Source organism: Arthrobacter sp. NPDC080082, assembly GCF_040686595.1.
GTDB lineage: Bacteria > Actinomycetota > Actinomycetes > Actinomycetales > Micrococcaceae > Arthrobacter.
In genome coordinates this window covers 311,530-331,447 of record NZ_JBFBKQ010000001.1, presented here as the reverse complement: position 1 = coordinate 331,447, position 19,918 = coordinate 311,530, and the positions used below count along the sequence as shown (strand labels likewise).

The window sequence follows — 19,918 nt, the reverse complement described above, 5'->3', positions numbered from 1 at the left end:
AGATCTGAAAACGCCTGAAGGTCTGTGGAAGGATCCCTCTTGGTCGCCTCGAGCACCTCTAATGAAAACAACGCCGCTATTAATGCCGACAGCACCGATGGTGCCACCCGCCGGCTCTCCTTCGCTAAGATTCACGAACCGCTGGATGTTCCGAATCTGCTTGCCCTGCAAACCGACAGCTTTGACTGGCTCGTCGGCAACGAACGCTGGCAGGCACGCGTAGCGAAGGCAGTCGAAGAAGGTGACCTGAGCGTCGCAACGACGTCCGGTCTGTCCGACATCTTCGAAGAGATCTCCCCGATCGAGGACTTCCAGGGCACCATGTCCCTGAGCTTCTCCGAGCCGGAGTTCGCTGACCCCAAGTACACCATGGCCGAGTGCAAGGACCGGGACGCTACGTACTCGGCTCCGCTGTACGTCAAGGCCGAGTTCATGAACAACAACACGGGCGAAATCAAGCAGCAGACCGTGTTCATGGGTGACTTCCCGCTGATGACCGAGAAGGGCACCTTCGTCGTCAACGGCACCGAGCGTGTCGTCGTCTCCCAGCTGGTCCGTTCGCCGGGCGCCTACTTCGAGCGCACCGCCGACAAGACCAGCGACAAGGACATCTTCACCGCGAAGATCATCCCGTCCCGCGGCGCCTGGTTCGAACTCGAGATCGACAAGCGCGACCAGGTCGGCGTCCGCCTCGACCGCAAGCGCAAGCAGTCCGTCACGGTGCTGCTGAAGGCCCTCGGCTGGACCGAAGGCCAGATCCTCGAGGAGTTCGGCCAGTACGACTCCATGCGTGCCACGCTGGAGAAGGACGCTACCGAAACCCGCGAAGACGCGTTGCTGGACATCTACCGGAAGCTGCGCCCGGGCGAGCCGCCCACCGTCGAGGCTGCCCAGTCGCTGCTGGACAACCTGTACTTCAACTCCAAGCGCTACGATCTGGCCAAGGTTGGCCGTTACAAGATCAACCGCAAGCTGGGCATCGACCGCTCCCTTGGCGACAAGGAAGCCTCGGTCCTGCACGTTGAAGACATCGTCGCCATGATCAAGTTCCTCGTCGCGCTGCACGCCGGCGAGAAGACCATCATGGGCAAGCGCGATGGCCAGGACCACGAGCTGCGCGTCGAGATCGACGACATCGACCACTTCGGCAACCGCCGTATCCGCGCCGTCGGCGAGCTCATCGAGAACCAGGTCCGCACCGGCCTGTCCCGCATGGAGCGCGTTGTCCGCGAGCGGATGACCACCCAGGACGTCGAGGCGATCACGCCGCAGACCCTGATCAACATCCGACCGGTCGTCGCCGCGATCAAGGAGTTCTTCGGAACCTCCCAGCTCTCGCAGTTCATGGACCAGAACAACCCGCTCTCGGGCCTGACCCACAAGCGCCGCCTGTCCGCGCTGGGCCCCGGCGGTCTGTCCCGTGACCGTGCCGGCATGGAAGTCCGTGACGTGCACCCGTCCCACTACGGACGTATGTGCCCCATCGAAACCCCTGAAGGCCCGAACATTGGTCTGATCGGTTCGCTGGCGTCCTACGGCCGCATCAACCCGTTCGGTTTCATCGAAACCCCGTACCGGCTGGTCAAGGACGGCGTCGTCTCCGACGATGTCCAGTACCTGACCGCCGACGACGAGGCCGAGGTGCTCATCGCCCAGGCCAACGCGCCGCTGGACGAGAACAAGAAGTTCGCCGAGGACACCGTCCTGGTCCGTGCCCGTGGTGGTGGAGGCGAGCCCGTGCTGGTCCCGGCCGCCGACGTCGAGTTCATGGACGTTTCCCCGCGCCAGATGGTGTCCGTGGCTACCGCCCTGATCCCGTTCCTCGAGCACGACGATGCCAACCGTGCACTCATGGGTGCCAACATGCAGCGCCAGGCCGTGCCGCTGGTCCGCTCCGAGGCGCCGTTCGTCGGCACCGGCATGGAGCGCGCCGCAGCCGTCGACGCCGGTGACGTGGTCATCGCGAAGAAGGCCGGTGTGGTCACCGAGGTCTCCGCCGAGCTCGTCATCATGCTCAACGACGACGGCACCGAGACGAACTACCGGATCAACAAGTTCGCCCGCTCCAACCAGGGCAACTGCTACAACCACCGTGTCCTGGTCAACGAAGGCCAGCGCCTCGAGGTCGGCGGCATCATCGCCGACGGCCCGGCGACGGACCAGGGTGAACTCGCCCTCGGAAAGAACCTCCTGGTGGCATTCATGTCCTGGGAAGGCCACAACTTCGAGGACGCCATCATCCTCTCCCAGCGGATCGTGGCCGAGGATGTCCTGTCCTCGATCCACATCGAGGAGCACGAGATCGATGCCCGCGACACCAAGCTTGGTGCCGAGGAAATCACCCGTGACATCCCGAACGTGTCCGAGGAGGTCCTGGCCGGACTGGACGAGCGCGGCATCATCCACATCGGTGCCGAGGTCGAAGCCGGCGACATCCTGGTCGGCAAGGTCACGCCCAAGGGCGAGACCGAACTGACCCCGGAAGAGCGCCTGCTGCGCGCCATCTTTGGTGAGAAGTCCCGCGAAGTGCGCGACACCTCCCTGAAGGTGCCCCACGGCGAGTCCGGCACCGTCATCGGCGTCCGCGTCTTCGACCGCGACAACGACGACGAGCTGCCCCCGGGCGTGAACCAGCTGGTGCGCGTCTACGTGGCCGCCAAGCGCAAGATCACCGACGGTGACAAGCTCGCCGGCCGTCACGGTAACAAGGGCGTCATCTCCAAGATCCTGCCCGTCGAGGACATGCCGTTCCTCGCGGACGGTACCCCGGTGGACATCGTCCTGAACCCGCTGGGTGTTCCGGGCCGTATGAACGTCGGCCAGGTCCTGGAAACGCACCTGGGCTGGGTTGCCAAGACCGGCTGGAAGATCGAAGGCGAGCCCGAGTGGGTCAAGAACCTGCCGAACCTGCCGCGCGAGAGTGGTTCCACCACCGTCGCAACGCCGGTCTTCGACGGTGCCCGCGAAGAGGAAATCACCGGTCTGCTGGACTCCACCAACGTGACCCGCGACGGTGACCGCCTGATCAACTCCTCCGGCAAGACCCGCCTGTTCGACGGCCGCTCCGGCGAGCCGTTCCCGGATCCGATCTCGGTCGGCTACATGTACATCCTGAAGCTCCACCACCTGGTGGACGACAAGATCCACGCGCGCTCCACCGGCCCGTACTCCATGATCACGCAGCAGCCGCTGGGTGGTAAGGCACAGTTCGGCGGCCAGCGCTTCGGTGAAATGGAAGTGTGGGCGCTCGAAGCTTACGGCGCCGCCTACACGCTCCAGGAACTCCTCACGATCAAGTCCGATGACATCCACGGTCGTGTGAAGGTCTACGAAGCGATCGTCAAGGGCGAGAACATCCCCGAGCCGGGCGTTCCTGAGTCCTTCAAGGTCTTGATCAAGGAAATGCAGTCGCTGTGCCTGAACGTGGAAGTTCTTTCCACGGACGGAACCACAATTGAAATGCGTGACTCTGATGACGCAGTCTTCACGGCTGCGGAAGAACTGGGCATCGATCTGTCTCGTGCAGAGCCCAGTTCCGTAGAAGAGGTTTAGCAGGGAGTCCACGACGGCGGGCTTGCCGCCCGCCGTCGTGGACGACCTCCCTCTTCCCGTAACCCAAGACTTCAGAATTTAGAGAACAAGAGAGAACAGGGACCATATGTCCAGCGAATCCTCCTTCGGCCTCATGCAGATCGGCCTCGCCACCGCGGAAGACATCCGCGGCTGGTCTTACGGCGAGGTTAAGAAGCCGGAAACCATCAACTACCGCACGCTCAAGCCCGAGAAGGACGGCCTCTTCTGCGAGAAGATCTTCGGCCCGTCCCGCGACTGGGAGTGCTACTGCGGTAAGTACAAGCGCGTGCGCTTCAAGGGCATCATCTGCGAGCGGTGTGGCGTTGAGGTCACCCGCGCCAAGGTCCGCCGTGAGCGCATGGGCCACATCGAGCTGGCCGCCCCGGTCACGCACATCTGGTACTTCAAGGGTGTTCCGTCCCGCCTGGGCTACCTCCTTGACCTGGCTCCGAAGGACCTCGAAAAGGTCATCTACTTCGCCGCCTACATGATCACCAGCGTCGACACCGATGCCCGCCACGAGGAACTGCCCAACCTGCAGGTTGAGCACGACATCGAAAAGAAGCAGCTGATCGACAACCGCGACGCCGACATCGCCGCGATCGCCCGCGACCTCGAAGGCGAAATCGCACGCCTCGAGGGCGAAGGCGCGAAGGCTGCCGACAAGAAGAAGGCCCGCGACTCCGCCGACCGCCAGATGGCGAACGTGCGCAAGCGTGCCGACGCCGACATCGAGCGACTCGAGCAGGTCTGGGACCGGTTCAAGAACCTCAAGGTCGCCGACCTCGAAGGCGACGAGGGCCTCTACCGCGAACTGCGTGACCGCTACGGCATGTTCTTCGAGGGCTCCATGGGCGCCGAAGCCATCAAGAAGCGTCTCGAGAGCTTCGACATGCAGGCCGAGTCCGACCTGCTGCGCGACATCATCGCCAACGGCAAGGGCCAGCGCAAGACCCGCGCCCTCAAGCGCCTTAAGGTCGTCAACGCGTTCCTGACCACCAACAACAGCCCCTTGGGCATGGTGCTGGACGCCGTCCCGGTGATCCCGCCGGAACTGCGCCCGATGGTCCAGCTGGACGGTGGCCGCTTCGCGACCTCCGACCTCAACGACCTGTACCGCCGCGTGATCAACCGCAACAACCGCCTCAAGCGGCTCCTGGACCTCGGTGCCCCCGAGATCATCGTCAACAACGAAAAGCGCATGCTTCAGGAAGCCGTTGACAGCCTGTTCGACAACGGCCGCCGCGGCCGTCCGGTCACCGGACCGGGCAACCGCCCGCTGAAGTCCCTGAGCGACATGCTCAAGGGCAAGCAGGGTCGGTTCCGTCAGAACCTCCTCGGCAAGCGCGTCGACTACTCCGGCCGTTCGGTCATCGTCGTCGGCCCGCAGCTGAAGCTGCACCAGTGCGGCCTGCCCAAGCAGATGGCGCTGGAGCTCTTCAAGCCGTTCGTGATGAAGCGCCTGGTCGATCTCAACCACGCCCAGAACATCAAGTCGGCCAAGCGCATGGTCGAGCGTTACCGTCCGCAGGTCTGGGACGTTCTCGAAGAGATCATCACCGAGCACCCGGTGCTGCTGAACCGTGCACCTACCCTGCACCGTCTCGGCATCCAGGCGTTCGAACCGCAGCTCGTCGAAGGCAAGGCCATCCAGCTTCACCCGCTGGTGTGTGGCGCCTTCAACGCCGACTTCGACGGCGACCAGATGGCAGTGCACCTGCCGCTGAGCCCCGAAGCCCAGGCCGAAGCCCGGATCCTGATGCTGTCCTCGAACAACATCCTGAAGCCGTCCGACGGCCGCCCGGTGACCCTGCCGTCGCAGGATATGATCATCGGCCTCTACCACCTGACCACCAAGCGTGTGGGTTCGGCGGGCGAAGGCCGGATCTTCTCCTCGATCTCCGAGGCCATCATGGCGTTCGACCTGCACGAGCTGCACCTGAACTCCAAGATCAAGATCCGTCTTGACGGCTTCGTGCCCTACGCCGGCTGGGAAGCCCCGGAGGGCTGGGAGCAGGGTCAGACCGCACTGGTCGAGACCTCGCTGGGCCAGGTCATCTTCAACCAGACGCTGCCCGCGGACTACCCGTGGGTTGAGGCTGTTGCCGACAAGGGCGAACTGTCACGGATCGTCAACGACCTCGCCGAGCGCTACCCGAAGGTCGTCACGGCGGCAACGCTGGATAACCTGAAGGATGCCGGTTTCTACTGGGCCACCCGCTCGGGCGTCACCGTCGCCATTTCGGACATCGAGGTTCCGGCCTCCAAGCCGGAGCTGCTGGCTGGTTACGAGACCATGGCCGCGAAGATCCAGGGCCAGTACGACAAGGGCCTGATCGACGACGACGAGCGTCGCCAGGAACTGATCGAGATCTGGAACAAGGCCACGAACGAGATCGCCCAGGCGATGCGTGACAGCCTGTCGCCGATGAACACCATCAACCGCATGGTGTCCTCCGGTGCCCGTGGTAACTGGATGCAGGTCCGTCAGATCGCGGGTATCCGTGGCCTGGTGGCCAACCCGAAGGGTGAGATCATCCCGCGTCCGATCAAGTCCTCCTACCGCGAGGGCCTGTCGGTGCTGGAATACTTCATCGCCACGCACGGTGCCCGTAAGGGTCTGGCCGATACCGCACTGCGTACCGCCAACTCGGGTTACCTGACCCGTCGACTGGTGGACGTCTCGCAGGACGTCATCGTCCGTGAAGAGGACTGCGGCACCGAACGCGGCCTCGTCACCCCGATCGCCGTGGCTGACGCCAACGGCGAGCTGGTCCTGGACGAGAACGTGGAGAACAGCGCCTACGCCCGCACCCTGGCCGTGGACGTCGTTGACTCCTCGGGCAAGGTCCTGGCGGCTGCCGGCACCGACTGCGGCGACGTGGTCATCGCTGAGCTGTTCGCGGCCGGCATCACCGAGGTCAAGGTCCGCTCCGTACTCACCTGTGAGTCCAGTGTCGGTACCTGCGCCCTGTGCTACGGCCGTTCGCTGGCCACCGGCAAGACCGTTGACATCGGCGAGGCCGTCGGCATCATCGCCGCACAGTCCATCGGTGAGCCCGGTACCCAGCTGACCATGCGTACGTTCCACACCGGTGGTGCTGTGTCCGCCGGCGGCGGTGACGACATCACCCAGGGTCTGCCCCGTATCCAGGAGCTCTTCGAAGCCCGTACCCCGAAGGGTGTCGCACCGATTGCCGAGGCAGCCGGTCGCATCACCATCGAAGAGTCCGAGCGCCAGATGCGTCTGGTCATCACCCCGGATGACGGTTCCGAAGAGATCGCCTACCCGGTGCTGCGCCGTTCCCGTCTCCTGATCGAAGACGGCGACCACGTCAGCGTCGGCCAGAAGCTGATCAACGGTCCGGTCGACCCCAAGCAGGTGCTGCGCATCATGGGTCCCCGTGCCGCGCAGAAGTTCCTGGTGGACGAGGTCCAGGGCGTGTACCGCAGCCAGGGCATCGGTATCCACGACAAGCACGTCGAGGTTATCGTCCGCCAGATGCTGCGCCGCGTCACGGTCATCGAGTCCGGTGAATCCGACCTGCTGCCCGGCGAGCTCGCCGAGCGCAGCCGGTTCGAGGACGCGAACCGCCGCGTGGTCTCCGAGGGCAAGACGCCGGCCTCCGGCCGTCCCGAGCTCATGGGTATCACCAAGGCCTCGCTGGCCACCGAGTCCTGGCTGTCCGCAGCATCCTTCCAGGAGACCACCCGCGTCCTGACGCAGGCGGCCATGGAAGGCAAGAGCGATCCGCTGCTGGGCCTCAAGGAGAACGTCATCATCGGTAAGCTGATCCCGGCCGGCACGGGTCTCCCGCGCTACACCGAGGTCACGGTCGAGCCGACCGAGGAAGCGAAGGCCAACCTCTTCACCGGCCCGAGCGCGTTCAGCGACTTCTCCTACGATTCCCTGGGCGGCGACGGAGCTCCTGAGTTCCACGCCATCCCGCTGGATGACTACGATCTGGGCAGCGACTTCCGCTAACCTGCCGGGCGGCCCGCCGCCCCGGTAACAGGTCACTGAACGGTCCTCCACCTTCACGGTGGGGGACCGTTCCCTTTTAAGCGCGTCGGGCCGTCTGCCGGCGGCCTTTATGTCCGGTCCGGGGGGCCGAATTCCCCGCCGATTAAGGGCCGGGGCCCGCCCGTGGTAGACTGGAGACTAATTGTTATTGTGGCAGTGGATGAGTGCGCCGGTTCAGGAACCAGCTTCGTGCTGAGGATGAACCGAGACGACGTTTCCGGTTTGCAGGGTTCTTGTGCAACGTATGCCACATTTTCGCATGCCCAGGGGCACTTCCGGACGCGAGTCCGCCGGCCCCGGTGTGCGGTCCGACTATTAAGGCTTCGCCTCAGCTGCTCTGGAGATCACTTCAAAGCTCGAGCGGCGGGGCGCAGCGACAAGAGAGCGGCCGCCAACGGCCGTTCCGGATAAAACGGAGAACACGAGAGTGCCTACGATTAACCAGCTGGTCCGCAAGGGCCGCACGCCTAAGGTCTCGAAGACCAAGGCTCCCGCGCTTAAGGGCAGCCCGATGCGCCGCGGTGTTTGCACCCGCGTCTACACGACCACCCCGAAGAAGCCGAACTCGGCTCTGCGTAAGGTTGCCCGTGTGCGCCTCAACGGTGGCGTTGAAGTCACCGCTTACATCCCCGGTGTTGGCCACAACCTGCAGGAGCACTCCATTGTGCTCGTCCGCGGCGGCCGTGTGAAGGACCTCCCGGGTGTCCGCTACAAGATCGTCCGTGGCGCCCTCGATACCCAGGGCGTGAAGAACCGTAAGCAGGCCCGCAGCCGCTACGGCGCAAAGATGGAGAAGAAGTAATATGCCTCGCAAGGGTCCGGCCCCCAAGCGGCCGCTAGTACTAGATCCCGTTTACGGCTCCCCGCTGGTCACTCAGCTGATCAACAAGGTGCTGGTTGACGGCAAGAAGTCCACCGCAGAGCGCATCGTCTACGGTGCCCTCGAAGGCGCCCGCGCCAAGTCCGGCGGCGACCCCGTTGCAGCCCTCAAGAAGGCCATGGACAACGTCAAGCCTTCCCTCGAGGTCCGCTCCCGCCGTGTCGGTGGCGCAACCTACCAGGTTCCCGTTGAGGTCAAGCCGGGCCGTTCCACGGCCTTGGCCCTCCGCTGGCTGGTCGGTTACTCCAAGGCCCGCCGCGAGAAGACGATGACCGAGCGCCTCCAGAACGAAATCCTGGATGCCTCGAACGGTCTCGGAGCCGCTGTAAAGCGTCGCGAAGACACCCACAAGATGGCCGAGTCCAACAAGGCCTTCGCACACTACCGCTGGTAATACTTCCCGGACGCCGCCGGCTCAACCGGGCCGGCGGCGAACGTGCAGTCCATCCGAAAGGGAGACACCGTGGCACAGGACGTGCTTACCGACCTTAGCAAGGTCCGCAACATCGGCATCATGGCCCACATTGATGCCGGCAAGACCACTACTACCGAGCGCATCCTGTTCTACACGGGTGTGAACCACAAGATCGGCGAGACCCACGACGGCGCGTCGACCACCGACTGGATGGAACAGGAAAAGGAACGCGGCATCACCATCACGTCTGCCGCCGTGACCTGCTTCTGGGAAAACAACCAGATCAACATCATCGACACCCCCGGCCACGTGGACTTCACGGTTGAGGTTGAGCGCTCCCTGCGCGTCCTCGACGGTGCAGTCGCCGTGTTCGATGGCAAGGAAGGCGTGGAGCCGCAGTCCGAGACTGTTTGGCGCCAGGCCGACAAGTACAACGTTCCGCGTATCTGCTTTGTCAACAAGATGGACAAGCTGGGCGCTGACTTCTACTTCACCGTCGACACCATCGTCAGCCGCCTCGGCGCCAAGCCGCTGGTCATGCAGCTGCCGATCGGTGCCGAGAATGACTTCATCGGCGTCGTAGACCTGCTCTACATGCGCTCCCTGGTGTGGCCCGGCGATGCCAAGGGCGACGTGACCATGGGTGCCAAGTACGAGATCCAGGAGATCCCGGCTGACCTCAAGGAAAAGGCCGAGGAGTACCGCAACGCCCTCGTTGAGACCGTTGCCGAGTCCTCCGAAGAGCTCATGGAAAAGTACCTTGAGGGCGAAGAGATCACGATCGACGAGCTCAAGGCCGGCATCCGCAAGATGACGATCAACTCCGAGCTCTACCCGGTCTTCTGTGGCTCCGCGTTCAAGAACCGCGGCGTGCAGCCGATGCTCGACGCCGTCGTGGACTACCTGCCGAACCCGCTTGACGTCCCGCCGATGGTCGGTCACGACCCGCGCGACGAAGAGAAGGAACTGACCCGTAAGCCTTCCGCTGACGAGCCGTTCTCTGCTCTGGCGTTCAAGATCGCCGCGCACCCCTTCTTCGGTCAGCTGACCTTCATCCGCGTGTACTCCGGTCACGTTGAGGCCGGCGCCCAGGTGGTCAACTCCACCAAGGGCAAGAAGGAGCGCATCGGCAAGCTGTTCCAGATGCACGCCAACAAGGAAATGCCGGTTGACGGCGCTACCGCTGGCCACATCTACGCAGCGATCGGCCTGAAGGACACCACCACGGGCGACACCCTGTGCGACGCGTCCAACCAGATCGTCCTCGAGTCCATGAGCTTCCCGGAGCCCGTGATCTCGGTTGCCATCGAGCCGAACACCAAGGGTGACCAGGAGAAGCTCTCCACGGCCATCCAGAAGCTCTCCGCTGAGGACCCGACCTTCCAGGTCTCCCTCAACGAAGACACCGGCCAGACCATCATCGCCGGCATGGGCGAGCTCCACCTGGACATCCTGGTGGACCGCATGCGCCGCGAATTCAAGGTCGAGGCAAACGTGGGCAAGCCCCAGGTCGCCTACCGCGAAACCATCAAGCGTGCTGTGGAGCGTCACGACTACACGCACAAGAAGCAGACCGGTGGTTCGGGCCAGTTCGCAAAGATCCAGATCGCGATCGAGCCGCTGGACACCGCCGAGGGCGAGATGTACGAGTTCGAGAACAAGGTCACCGGTGGCCGCGTTCCGCGCGAATACATTCCTTCGGTTGACGCCGGCATCCAGGACGCGCTCAACGACGGCGTCCTGGCCGGTTACCCGGTTGTCGGTATCAAGGCCACGCTGATTGACGGCGCTTACCACGATGTTGACTCCTCGGAAATGGCGTTCAAGATCGCTGGCCGGATGGCTTTCAAGGAAGCCGCCCGCAAGGCGAACCCTGTCCTGCTTGAACCGCTGATGGATGTCGAGGTCCGCACCCCTGAGGAATACATGGGTGAAGTTATCGGTGACCTCAACTCCCGCCGTGGCCAGATGCAGTCCATGGAGGATGCCCAGGGCGTCAAGGTCATTCGCGCGCACGTTCCGCTGTCCGGCATGTTCGGCTACATCGGTGACCTGCGTTCGAAGACCCAGGGCCGCGCTGTGTACTCCATGACGTTCAACAGCTACGCGGAGGTCCCGAAGGCAGTTGCCGACGAGATCATCCAGAAGAGCCGCGGCGAGTAGTCTCCGGACTGCACGCAGCTGCGACAAAAACTCGGGTGCGTTTCCTCCAGGGGAGATTCACCTTGTGCGGGCGGCCGGACCCGGTCCGGCCGCCAGCACGAACAGGCTCGAGGCACTAGTATTAGTTCCTGAATCTGCAATTTCACCAATCCAAAGCCCCCCAAGTAGACTTACTGGAGTTTCGGCCGCGACAAGCGCGGGCGAAGGGTAAGTCATTTGAAAACGTTCTAGGAGGAACCTGTGGCAAAGGCAAAGTTCGAGCGGACTAAGCCGCACGTTAACATCGGTACCATTGGTCACGTTGACCACGGTAAGACGACGCTGACGGCCGCCATTTCCAAGGTGCTGTACGACAAGTACCCGACTCTCAACGAGAAGCGTGACTTCGCCTCGATTGACTCTGCTCCCGAAGAGCGTCAGCGCGGCATTACCATCAACATCTCCCACGTTGAGTACCAGACCGAGAAGCGTCACTACGCACACGTTGACGCCCCCGGTCACGCTGACTACATCAAGAACATGATCACCGGTGCTGCCCAGATGGACGGCGCAATCCTCGTGGTTGCCGCTACCGACGGCCCGATGGCTCAGACCCGCGAGCACGTTCTGCTCGCCCGCCAGGTTGGTGTTCCCTACCTGCTGGTCGCCCTGAACAAGGCTGACATGGTCGACGACGAAGAGCTCCTCGACCTCGTCGAAATGGAAGTTCGTGAGCTCCTGAGCTCGCAGGGCTTCGATGGCGACAACGCCCCGGTTGTCCGCGTTTCCGGCCTCAAGGCTCTGGAAGGCGACCCGGAGTGGGTCAAGTCCGTTGAGGACCTGATGGAAGCCGTCGACGAGTCCGTTCCGGACCCGGTTCGTGACCGCGACAAGCCGTTCCTGATGCCGATCGAAGACGTCTTCACCATCACCGGCCGTGGCACCGTTGTTACGGGCCGCGCCGAGCGTGGCACCCTCGCCATCAACTCCGAGGTCGAGATCGTCGGCATCCGTCCGGTCCAGAAGACCACGGTTACCGGTATCGAGATGTTCCACAAGCAGCTCGACGAAGCATGGGCCGGCGAGAACTGTGGCCTGCTGCTCCGTGGCCTCAAGCGCGACGATGTCGAGCGTGGCCAGGTTGTCGTCAAGCCGGGTTCCATCACCCCGCACACCGACTTCGAGGCCAACGTCTACATCCTCTCCAAGGACGAAGGCGGACGCCACAACCCGTTCTACTCGAACTACCGCCCGCAGTTCTACTTCCGTACGACGGACGTTACCGGCGTCATCACCCTGCCGGAAGGCACGGAAATGGTTATGCCCGGCGACAACACTGAGATGACCGTTGCGCTCATCCAGCCGATCGCAATGGAAGAGGGCCTCGGCTTCGCTATCCGTGAAGGCGGCCGCACCGTTGGTTCGGGACGTGTCACCAAGATCATCAAGTAATTTGATGGCCTAGCACGATCGGAACGGCTCCCTTCGGAGCCACGATGATCACAACAGCCCCGCTGCACTGCAGCGGGGCTGTTGGCTTCTAAGAACGGTCGATCGCCGTCAGACACCCCGGCGGCGGGCCCGGCCGAGCGCGCGGTACCAGTAGTAGGACTCCTTGGGCGTCCGCTCCAGGGTCTCGAAGTCCACGTGGACCAGGCCGAAGCGCTGCGAATAGCCGGCGGCCCACTCGAAGTTGTCCATCAGCGTCCACACGTAGTACCCGAGGAGTTCGACGTCGTGGGCGATACCGCCGGGAGCGGTCGCCGCCAGTGCCTGGCCCAGGTGCCCCTCGAGGTAGGCGATGCGGCTGGGATCGGGCAGTGTCCCGTCGACATGGTCCGGCTCCGGGAAGCTGGCGCCGCTCTCGGTGATGAAGAGCGGCGGAAGCGCGGCACCGTAACGGTCCTTGAGTCCGCGCAGCAGCGTGCCGAGGTGCTCCGGCGCCACGGGCCAGCCGAAGCCGGTGGTGGGGTACTCGGGGAAAGCGGCCAGGTGGAAAGGCAGCCGTGCCATCGCCTCCGCGGTCCCGGCGGGACTCTCCGCCGGGCCCCGGCCGGCGGCGGCGCGCACCGGGTAGTAGTAGTTCAGTCCGTAGAAATCCAGCGGCTGGTGGATGGTTTCGAGATCCGCGTCGGACACCCGGGACAGGTGGCGGAACCAGGGCCGGGCCGCCAGCGGGGGTGTGGGGTACCGGCCCAGCAGGATCGGGTCAGCGTAGATCCGGTTGAGGGCGAGATCGAAGACGGTGGCCATCAGCCGGTCCAGGAACGAGCCGCTGGCCGGATGCACGGGGGAGTGCAGGTTGGTGACGCCGACCGCCCCGGGGACGCCGGCGGCGCGGAGGGCCTGCACCGCCAGGCCGTGCGCCAGCAGCTGGTGGTGGACGGAGGGTAGGGCGTTGAACAGCAGGTCGCGGCCGGGGGCGTGCACGCCGAGGGCATAGCCGTTCAGCGTCACAGAGGCCGGTTCGTTCAGGGTCACCCAGTGGGAGACGCGGTCGCCGAACCGGTCGGCCGCCGCGGCGGCGTACTCGCCGAAGCGGAGGGCCGTGTCCCGGTTCATCCAGCCGCCGCGGTGCTCCAGTGGCAGGGGGGTGTCCCAGTGGTAGAGGGTGGCCATGGGGGCGATGCCCGCGGCCAGCAGCCGGTCGATCAGCCGGTCGTAGAAGTCCAGGCCGGCCGGATTGACCGGTCCCGTTCCGTCCGGCTGGATCCGCGGCCAGGAGAGCGAGAAGCGGTAGGAGTCGACGCCGAGGTCCCGCATGAGGTCCACGTCGTCGTCCATGCGGTGGTAGTGGTCGCAGGCGACGGCGGGGGAGTGGCCGTCCTGGATGGTCCCGGGCTTCTCGGCGAAGGCATCCCAGCCGGAGGGGCCGCGGCCGCCGGCGGACAGGGCGCCCTCGATCTGGAAGGCCGCGGAGGCCACCCCCAGGAGGAAGCCCTCGGGGAGGCGTTCGGCGAGGTCGCGGACGGCGGCGGAGTCCTGCACGGTCATCACCACATCCTCGTCCGCGCGGGCGCCGAAGGCAACGGATCGGCGGCCGAAAATCCCGCCAATTGGCGTCTGCCCGATCTTTCCGGCATACTAGATGAGTTGTTCAAGCGCTCTTTCGCGTCCCGATCCGGATAATGCCGGGTGTCAGGGTCCAGGTAAGAGCCCAAACATAACCCTCTCTCCAAGGATTTGCGGACGAGTACGCGTGCACAGCGCGACACGCCCGACCGCGGGGGTCGGTTGCGCCGGCAGGTTGAGGAACCCGGATTCATCCGGATTCAGCTTGTGCGGCGGGTGGTGGTTACGACCTCAAATGCTTCGGCAGCCGCACAACACGTAAGTGAACAGGGCAGCCCTAACCAGGGGAAGCACAGACTGAAAGAGAGTCAGGCGACATGGCGGGACAAAAAATCCGCATCCGGCTGAAGTCATACGACCACGAGGTCATTGACGTTTCAGCACGGAAGATCGTTGAGACGGTCACGCGCGCAGGCGCAACTGTAGTTGGCCCCGTGCCGCTGCCGACGGAGAAGAACGTGTACTGCGTTATCCGCTCTCCGCACAAGTACAAGGACAGCCGCGAGCACTTCGAAATGCGCACGCACAAGCGTCTTATCGACATCATCGACCCCACGCCCAAGGCTGTTGACTCGCTCATGCGTCTCGACCTGCCGGCCGACGTGAACATCGAAATCAAGCTGTAGGGAGGTGCTGAGAGACTATGACCGCAACCCGTAACGTAAAGGGCCTGCTGGGCACGAAGCTCGGCATGACCCAGGTCTGGGACGAGAACAACAAGCTCATCCCCGTCACTGTGGTCCAGGCAGACTCGAACGTCGTCACCCAGCTGCGCAACGCAGAGGCTGATGGCTACGTCGCCGTTCAGATCGGCTACGGCCAGATCGACCCCCGCAAGGTCACCAAGCCGCTGGCTGGTCACTTTGAAAAGGCAGGCGTCACGCCTCGCCGCCACGTCGTCGAACTGCGCACTGCAGATGCCGACTCTTACGAGCTGGGCCAGGAGCTCTCCGTTGAGCTCTTCGAAGCCGGCCAGAAGATCGACGTCGTCGGCACCACCAAGGGTAAGGGCTTCGCCGGTGTTATGAAGCGTCACGGCTTCCACGGCGTTGGAGCTTCCCACGGTGCTCACAAGAACCACCGTAAGCCCGGTTCAATCGGTGGCGCATCCACCCCGAGCCGCGTCTTCAAGGGCATGAAAATGGCCGGCCGCATGGGCGCCGTTCGTCACACCACGCTGAACCTCACGGTCCACGCGGTTGACGTCGAGAAGTCGCTGCTCCTTATCAAGGGTGCCGTTCCCGGCGCCCGCGGCCAGGTCGTCCTCGTACGCACCGCCGTGAAGGGAGCCTAGTTCAATGACTAGCACTGTCAAGGTTGACCTGCCTGCAGAGATCTTCGACGTTCAGACCAACGTGCCGCTGCTGCACCAGGTCGTCGTCGCACAGCTCGCTGCTGCTCGCCAGGGTACCCACAAGACCAAGACCCGCGCCGAGGTTTCCGGTGCCGGTCGCAAGCCGTTCAAGCAGAAGGGCACCGGCCGCGCCCGTCAGGGTTCCATCCGCGCTCCTCACATGACCGGTGGTGGCATCGTCCACGGCCCGACGCCGCGTGACTACAGCCAGCGCACCCCCAAGAAGATGATTGCTGCTGCACTGCGCGGCGCTCTCTCTGACCGCGCCCGCAACGGCCGCGTCCACGTCGTCGCTGAACTGGTTGCCGGCTCCAAGCCGTCCTCCCGTGAAGCACTGGCAACGCTGCGTGGCGTCTCCGAGCGCAAGAACCTGCTCGTCGTCATCGACCGCGCCAACGACGTTGCTGCACTTTCCGTGCGCAACCTCCAGGACGTTCACGTTCTGTACGCAGACCAGCTGAACACCTACGACGTGCTCGTTTCTGACGACGTAGTCTTCACCAAGGCCGCCTACGACGCATTCGTTGCGGACAAGGCTGCAAAGACCGAGGAGGATGCCAAGTGAGCGCAGCCACCATCAAAGACCCGCGCGACGTCGTCCTGGCGCCCGTCGTCTCGGAAAAGAGCTACGGCCTGATCGACGAGGGCAAGTACACCTTCCTGGTGGACCCCCGCTCGAGCAAGACCGAGATCAAGCTGGCCGTGGAGAAGATCTTCTCCGTCAAGGTTGACTCGATCAACACCATCAACCGTGCCGGTAAGCGCAAGCGGACCAAATTCGGATGGGGCACCCGCAAGAGCACCAAGCGTGCGATTGTCAGCCTCAAAGAAGGCACTATCGACATCTTCGGCGGTCCGCTCTCGTAGCGGAGACCACTTTAACGAGGAAATAAATTATGGGAATCCGTAAATACAAGCCGACTACCCCGGGCCGTCGTGGCTCGAGCGTAGCGGACTTCACCGAAATCACGCGGTCGACGCCGGAAAAGTCGTTGGTTCGTCCCCTTCCGAAAAAGGGTGGACGTAACAACACCGGTAAGATCACGACCCGTCACAAGGGTGGTGGACACAAGCGTCAGTACCGTCTGATCGACTTCCGTCGCCACGACAAGGACGGCGTCAACGCCCGCGTTGCCGAAATCGAGTACGATCCGAACCGCACGGCTCGCATCGCCCTCCTGCACTACGTTGATGGCACCAAGCGTTACATCATCGCCCCGAACAAGCTGGCCCAGGGTGACACCGTGGAAGCAGGTGCCGACGCTGACATCAAGCCCGGCAACAACCTGCCGCTGCGCAACATCCCGGTCGGTACCGTGATCCACGCAGTTGAACTGCGTCCGGGTGGCGGCGCCAAGATGGGCCGCTCCGCCGGCGCATCGATCCAGCTCGTCGCCAAGGAAGGCCGTTACGCCCAGCTGCGTCTGCCCTCCGGCGAAATCCGCAACGTTGACGTGCGCTGCCGCGCCACCGTCGGCGAGGTCGGCAACGCCGAGCAGTCGAACATCAACTGGGGCAAGGCCGGCCGTATGCGCTGGAAGGGCGTCCGCCCGACCGTCCGTGGTGTCGCCATGAACCCGGTTGACCACCCGCACGGTGGTGGTGAGGGTAAGACCTCCGGTGGTCGTAACCCCGTCAACCCCAACGGTAAGCGCGAAGGCCGCACCCGCCGTCCCAACAAAGAGAGCGACAAGCTTATTGTTCGTCGCCGTCGTACTGGCAAGAACAAGCGATAGGAGCCTGGACACATGCCACGCAGCCTGAAAAAAGGTCCTTTCGTTGACCAGCACCTCTTTGTGAAGGTAGCCAGGGAAAACGAAAAGGGCACCAAGAACGTCATCAAGACCTGGTCCCGCCGTTCGATGATCGTCCCCGACATGCTCGGCCACACGATCGCCGTGCACGACGGACGCAAGCACATCCCGGTGTTTGTCACTGAGTCGATGGTCGGGCACAAGCTCGGCGAATTCGCTCCCACGCGGACTTTCCGCGGCCATGTCAAGGACGACCGTAAGGGCAAGCGCCGCTAGGCGCCTGCACTTACGTCAAAGACGAGAGAAGGAAAGCAATGGAAGCCAAGGCAATTGCGCGTCACATCCGCGTAACGCCTATGAAGGCCCGGCGCGTCGTCAACCTTGTTCGTGGGAAGCAAGCGAACGAGGCTCTGGCAATTCTGAAGTTTGCCCCGCAGGCAGCTTCTGAGCCGGTATTCAAGGTAGTTCAGTCGGCAATCTCCAACGCCCGGGTCCTCGCGGACCGCGACGGCGTGGCGTTTGACGAAGGTGACCTCATCATCAGCGAAGCGTTTGTTGATGAAGGCCCGACCATGAAGCGGTTCCAGCCGCGCGCCCAGGGTCGTGCATTTCAGATCAAGAAGCGCACGAGCCACATCACCGTGGTAGTCGCTACCCCGGAGAAAGAGGAGGCTCGCTAAGTGGGACAGAAAGTAAACCCGCACGGGTTCCGACTCGGCATCACCACCGATCACGTATCGCACTGGTTCGCCGACAGCACCAAGTCCGGCCAGCGGTACAAGGACTTCGTCCGCGAAGACATCCGCATCCGCCAGCTCATGTCCACGGGCATGGAGCGCGCCGGTATTGCCAAGGTTGAGATCGAGCGCACCCGCGACCGTGTCCGCGTGGATATCCACACGGCTCGTCCGGGCATCGTGATCGGCCGCCGCGGCGCCGAAGCAGACCGCATCCGCGGCGAGCTCGAAAAGCTGACCGGCAAGCAGGTCCAGCTGAACATCCTCGAGGTCAAGAACCCCGAGATGGAAGCCCAGCTTGTTGCCCAGGGCGTTGCAGAGCAGCTGACTTCCCGCGTGGCTTTCCGCCGCGCGATGAAGAAGGCCATGCAGTCCGCGCAGCGTGCCGGTGCCAAGGGCATCCGTATCGCTTGCTCGGGTCGACTGGGTGGCGCTGAAATGTCCCGCTCGGAGTTCTACCGCGAAGGCCGTGTGCCCCTGCACACCCTCCGCGCGAACATCGACTACGGCTTCTACGAGGCCAAGACCACCTTCGGCCGCATCGGCGTGAAGGTCTGGATCTACAAGGGTGACGTCACCGCCAAGGAACTGGCCCAGCAGGCTGCTGCTGCCCCGTCCCGCGGCCGCGCCGGCGACCGTCCGGGCCGTCCCGGTGGCGCCGACCGTGGTGACCGCCGTCGTCGTAACGACCGTCCGGCCGCCGACGCAGCTCCTGCTGCCGAGGCTCCGGCAGAGGCGGCTCCGGCCGCTGCAGAAGGAGGACAGGCTTAAATGCTTATCCCACGTCGAGTCAAGCACCGTAAGCAGCACCACCCGGGTCGTTCCGGCGCTGCCACGGGTGGCACCGAGGTTTCGTTCGGTGAGTGGGGTATCCAGGCTCTGAGCCCGGCATACGTCACCAACCGTCAGATCGAATCCGCCCGTATCGCGATGACCCGCCACATCAAGCGTGGCGGCAAGGTCTGGATCAACATCTACCCGGACCGTCCGCTGACCAAGAAGCCGGCCGAAACCCGCATGGGTTCCGGTAAGGGTTCGCCGGAATGGTGGGTCTCCAACGTCAAGCCGGGCCGGGTTCTCTTCGAACTCTCCGGTGTCAATGAAGAGGTAGCTCGCGAGGCCCTGCGCCTGGCAATCCACAAGCTGCCGTTGAAGGCACGCATTGTGCGTCGCGAAGGTGGTGAATAGAAATGGCAGTAGGGTCGAAGGAACTCGCACCCAAGCAGCTGGACGGTTTCGACAACGAGCGTCTCGTTGAGGAACTCCGCAAGGCGAAGGAAGAGCTGTTCAACCTGCGTTTCCAGTCCGCCACCGGACAGCTGGAGAACCACGGTCGTCTGCGCGCGGTAAAGAAGGACATCGCACGCATCTACACCGTTCTCCGCGAACGCGAGCTGGGCATTCGTGCCGAGGTTGCCGCACCGGTTGTGGAAGCCAAGGAAGAAAAGAAGTCCAAGAAGGCTGCAACCAAGAAGGCTGACAAGGCCGACGAGGTTGAGACCGAGGAGGACGCCAAGTGAGTGAAAAGGACGAGAACGTGACGGAAACTGTTTCCGACGCTGCCAAGGCTGACGAGCGCGGTTACCGCAAGACGAAGCGCGGCTACGTCGTCTCGGACAAGATGGAAAAGACCATCGTTGTCCAGGTCGAAGACCGCGTGAAGCACGCGCTCTACGGCAAGGTCATGCGGCGCAACACCAAGATCAAGGCTCACGACGAAGAGAACAGCGCCGGCATCGGCGACCTGGTTCTCCTCGCCGAGACCCGCCCGCTCTCCGCTACCAAGCGGTGGCGCCTGGTCGAGATCCTCGAAAAGGCCAAGTAGCACCTGCTGCCTCCCCGTCAGGGGAACCGGCTAGGAAACCCCCGTTCCCGTCTGGGAGCGGGGGTTTCGCCGTTCCCGGGGGAGCGGCCGCAACACCGTGGGACGCTCCCTCACTTCTGGTGCGTTTCCGTGGAACGCTCCC

The 19,918-nt window shown here is 63.7% G+C and carries 18 protein-coding genes; 17 read left to right on the top strand and 1 reads right to left on the bottom strand.

From position 1 onward, the window contains the following. Window positions 1-39: 39 nt before the first annotated feature. The 6 genes from rpoB (at window position 40) to tuf (ending at window position 12,486) form a co-directional block, all read left to right on the top strand. The gene (rpoB, locus tag AB0O44_RS01505; protein WP_364133363.1) at window positions 40-3,552 is read left to right on the top strand and encodes a DNA-directed RNA polymerase subunit beta; all 3,513 of its coding nucleotides are present in this window, start codon (window positions 40-42) and stop codon (window positions 3,550-3,552) included. A 106-nt stretch (window positions 3,553-3,658) separates the two neighbouring features. Then, window positions 3,659-7,558, top strand: a complete 3,900-nt coding sequence (locus tag AB0O44_RS01500; protein WP_290255937.1) for a DNA-directed RNA polymerase subunit beta' — start codon at window positions 3,659-3,661, stop codon at window positions 7,556-7,558. 466 nt (window positions 7,559-8,024) lie between these two features. Next, window positions 8,025-8,399 carry a 30S ribosomal protein S12 gene (gene rpsL / locus AB0O44_RS01495; protein ID WP_009358312.1) on the top strand — a complete coding sequence of 125 codons (375 nt, stop codon included), beginning with the start codon at window positions 8,025-8,027 and terminating at the stop codon, window positions 8,397-8,399. Window position 8,400: 1 nt separating this feature from the next. Continuing rightward, complete coding sequence (rpsG, locus tag AB0O44_RS01490; protein ID WP_026531948.1) at window positions 8,401-8,871, top strand: 30S ribosomal protein S7; 471 nt, start codon at window positions 8,401-8,403, stop codon at window positions 8,869-8,871. A gap of 69 nt (window positions 8,872-8,940) precedes the next feature. Continuing rightward, entirely contained in the window at window positions 8,941-11,055 is a 2,115-nt protein-coding gene (gene fusA / locus AB0O44_RS01485; protein WP_290255935.1) for an elongation factor G, read from the top strand. A 240-nt stretch (window positions 11,056-11,295) separates the two neighbouring features. Further along, window positions 11,296-12,486: an elongation factor Tu gene (tuf, locus tag AB0O44_RS01480; RefSeq protein WP_290255934.1), complete on the top strand. Its 1,191-nt coding sequence runs from the start codon at window positions 11,296-11,298 to the stop codon at window positions 12,484-12,486. A gap of 108 nt (window positions 12,487-12,594) precedes the next feature. Here the strand turns inward: tuf and AB0O44_RS01475 are convergent, their stop codons facing one another. Continuing rightward, a complete protein-coding gene (locus tag AB0O44_RS01475) occupies window positions 12,595-14,028 on the bottom strand; it encodes a GH1 family beta-glucosidase (protein WP_364133357.1) in 1,434 nt (477 codons plus the stop codon). Between the two features lie 395 nt (window positions 14,029-14,423). On the opposite strand from AB0O44_RS01475, the gene rpsJ reads away from it, so the two are divergent. Genes rpsJ through rpsQ form a run of 11 tightly spaced genes read left to right on the top strand, consistent with a single transcriptional unit; the run spans window position 14,424 to window position 19,776 of the window. Further along, window positions 14,424-14,732, top strand: coding sequence for a 30S ribosomal protein S10 (gene rpsJ / locus AB0O44_RS01470; protein ID WP_003803825.1), 309 nt, complete (start codon window positions 14,424-14,426; stop codon window positions 14,730-14,732). A gap of 17 nt (window positions 14,733-14,749) precedes the next feature. Beyond that, a complete protein-coding gene (rplC, locus tag AB0O44_RS01465) occupies window positions 14,750-15,400 on the top strand; it encodes a 50S ribosomal protein L3 (protein WP_290255932.1) in 651 nt (216 codons plus the stop codon). A gap of 4 nt (window positions 15,401-15,404) precedes the next feature. Continuing rightward, window positions 15,405-16,025 (top strand): 50S ribosomal protein L4, encoded by a 621-nt coding sequence (gene rplD / locus AB0O44_RS01460; RefSeq protein WP_290255931.1) that lies wholly within the window; start codon window positions 15,405-15,407, stop codon window positions 16,023-16,025. Next, entirely contained in the window at window positions 16,022-16,327 is a 306-nt protein-coding gene (gene rplW / locus AB0O44_RS01455; RefSeq protein WP_290255930.1) for a 50S ribosomal protein L23, read from the top strand. Before rplD ends, rplW begins: the two co-directional genes overlap by 4 nt. 29 nt (window positions 16,328-16,356) lie before the next feature. Further along, window positions 16,357-17,196, top strand: a complete 840-nt coding sequence (gene rplB, locus AB0O44_RS01450) for a 50S ribosomal protein L2 (RefSeq protein WP_290255929.1) — start codon at window positions 16,357-16,359, stop codon at window positions 17,194-17,196. A gap of 12 nt (window positions 17,197-17,208) precedes the next feature. Further along, window positions 17,209-17,490 carry a 30S ribosomal protein S19 gene (rpsS, locus tag AB0O44_RS01445; protein WP_018773666.1) on the top strand — a complete coding sequence of 94 codons (282 nt, stop codon included), beginning with the start codon at window positions 17,209-17,211 and terminating at the stop codon, window positions 17,488-17,490. 38 nt (window positions 17,491-17,528) lie between these two features. Beyond that, complete coding sequence (gene rplV / locus AB0O44_RS01440; RefSeq protein WP_003803798.1) at window positions 17,529-17,894, top strand: 50S ribosomal protein L22; 366 nt, start codon at window positions 17,529-17,531, stop codon at window positions 17,892-17,894. Continuing rightward, window positions 17,895-18,722 (top strand): 30S ribosomal protein S3, encoded by an 828-nt coding sequence (gene rpsC, locus AB0O44_RS01435; RefSeq protein WP_290255928.1) that lies wholly within the window; start codon window positions 17,895-17,897, stop codon window positions 18,720-18,722. Next, window positions 18,723-19,139: a 50S ribosomal protein L16 gene (gene rplP, locus AB0O44_RS01430; protein WP_056737809.1), complete on the top strand. Its 417-nt coding sequence runs from the start codon at window positions 18,723-18,725 to the stop codon at window positions 19,137-19,139. A gap of 2 nt (window positions 19,140-19,141) precedes the next feature. Further along, window positions 19,142-19,471, top strand: coding sequence for a 50S ribosomal protein L29 (gene rpmC / locus AB0O44_RS01425; protein WP_290255927.1), 330 nt, complete (start codon window positions 19,142-19,144; stop codon window positions 19,469-19,471). Continuing rightward, window positions 19,468-19,776, top strand: a complete 309-nt coding sequence (rpsQ, locus tag AB0O44_RS01420) for a 30S ribosomal protein S17 (RefSeq protein WP_056737811.1) — start codon at window positions 19,468-19,470, stop codon at window positions 19,774-19,776. The genes rpmC and rpsQ overlap by 4 nt, the downstream gene beginning before the upstream one ends. Window positions 19,777-19,918: the final 142 nt, after the last annotated feature.

Bases quoted from the DNA above. Each gene is read 5' to 3' on its own strand.
- AB0O44_RS01500 (WP_290255937.1), top strand. From the start codon at position 3,659: ATGTCCAGCGAATCCTCCTTCGGCCTCATGCAGATCGGCCTCGCCACC.
- rpsG (WP_026531948.1), top strand. From the start codon at position 8,401: ATGCCTCGCAAGGGTCCGGCCCCCAAGCGGCCGCTAGTACTAGATCCC.
- AB0O44_RS01475 (WP_364133357.1), bottom strand. From the start codon at position 14,028: ATGACCGTGCAGGACTCCGCCGCCGTCCGCGACCTCGCCGAACGCCTC.
- rpsJ (WP_003803825.1), top strand. From the start codon at position 14,424: ATGGCGGGACAAAAAATCCGCATCCGGCTGAAGTCATACGACCACGAG.
- rplC (WP_290255932.1), top strand. From the start codon at position 14,750: ATGACCGCAACCCGTAACGTAAAGGGCCTGCTGGGCACGAAGCTCGGC.
- rplD (WP_290255931.1), top strand. From the start codon at position 15,405: ATGACTAGCACTGTCAAGGTTGACCTGCCTGCAGAGATCTTCGACGTT.
- rplB (WP_290255929.1), top strand. From the start codon at position 16,357: ATGGGAATCCGTAAATACAAGCCGACTACCCCGGGCCGTCGTGGCTCG.
- rpsS (WP_018773666.1), top strand. From the start codon at position 17,209: ATGCCACGCAGCCTGAAAAAAGGTCCTTTCGTTGACCAGCACCTCTTT.
- rplV (WP_003803798.1), top strand. From the start codon at position 17,529: ATGGAAGCCAAGGCAATTGCGCGTCACATCCGCGTAACGCCTATGAAG.
- rplP (WP_056737809.1), top strand. From the start codon at position 18,723: ATGCTTATCCCACGTCGAGTCAAGCACCGTAAGCAGCACCACCCGGGT.
- rpmC (WP_290255927.1), top strand. From the start codon at position 19,142: ATGGCAGTAGGGTCGAAGGAACTCGCACCCAAGCAGCTGGACGGTTTC.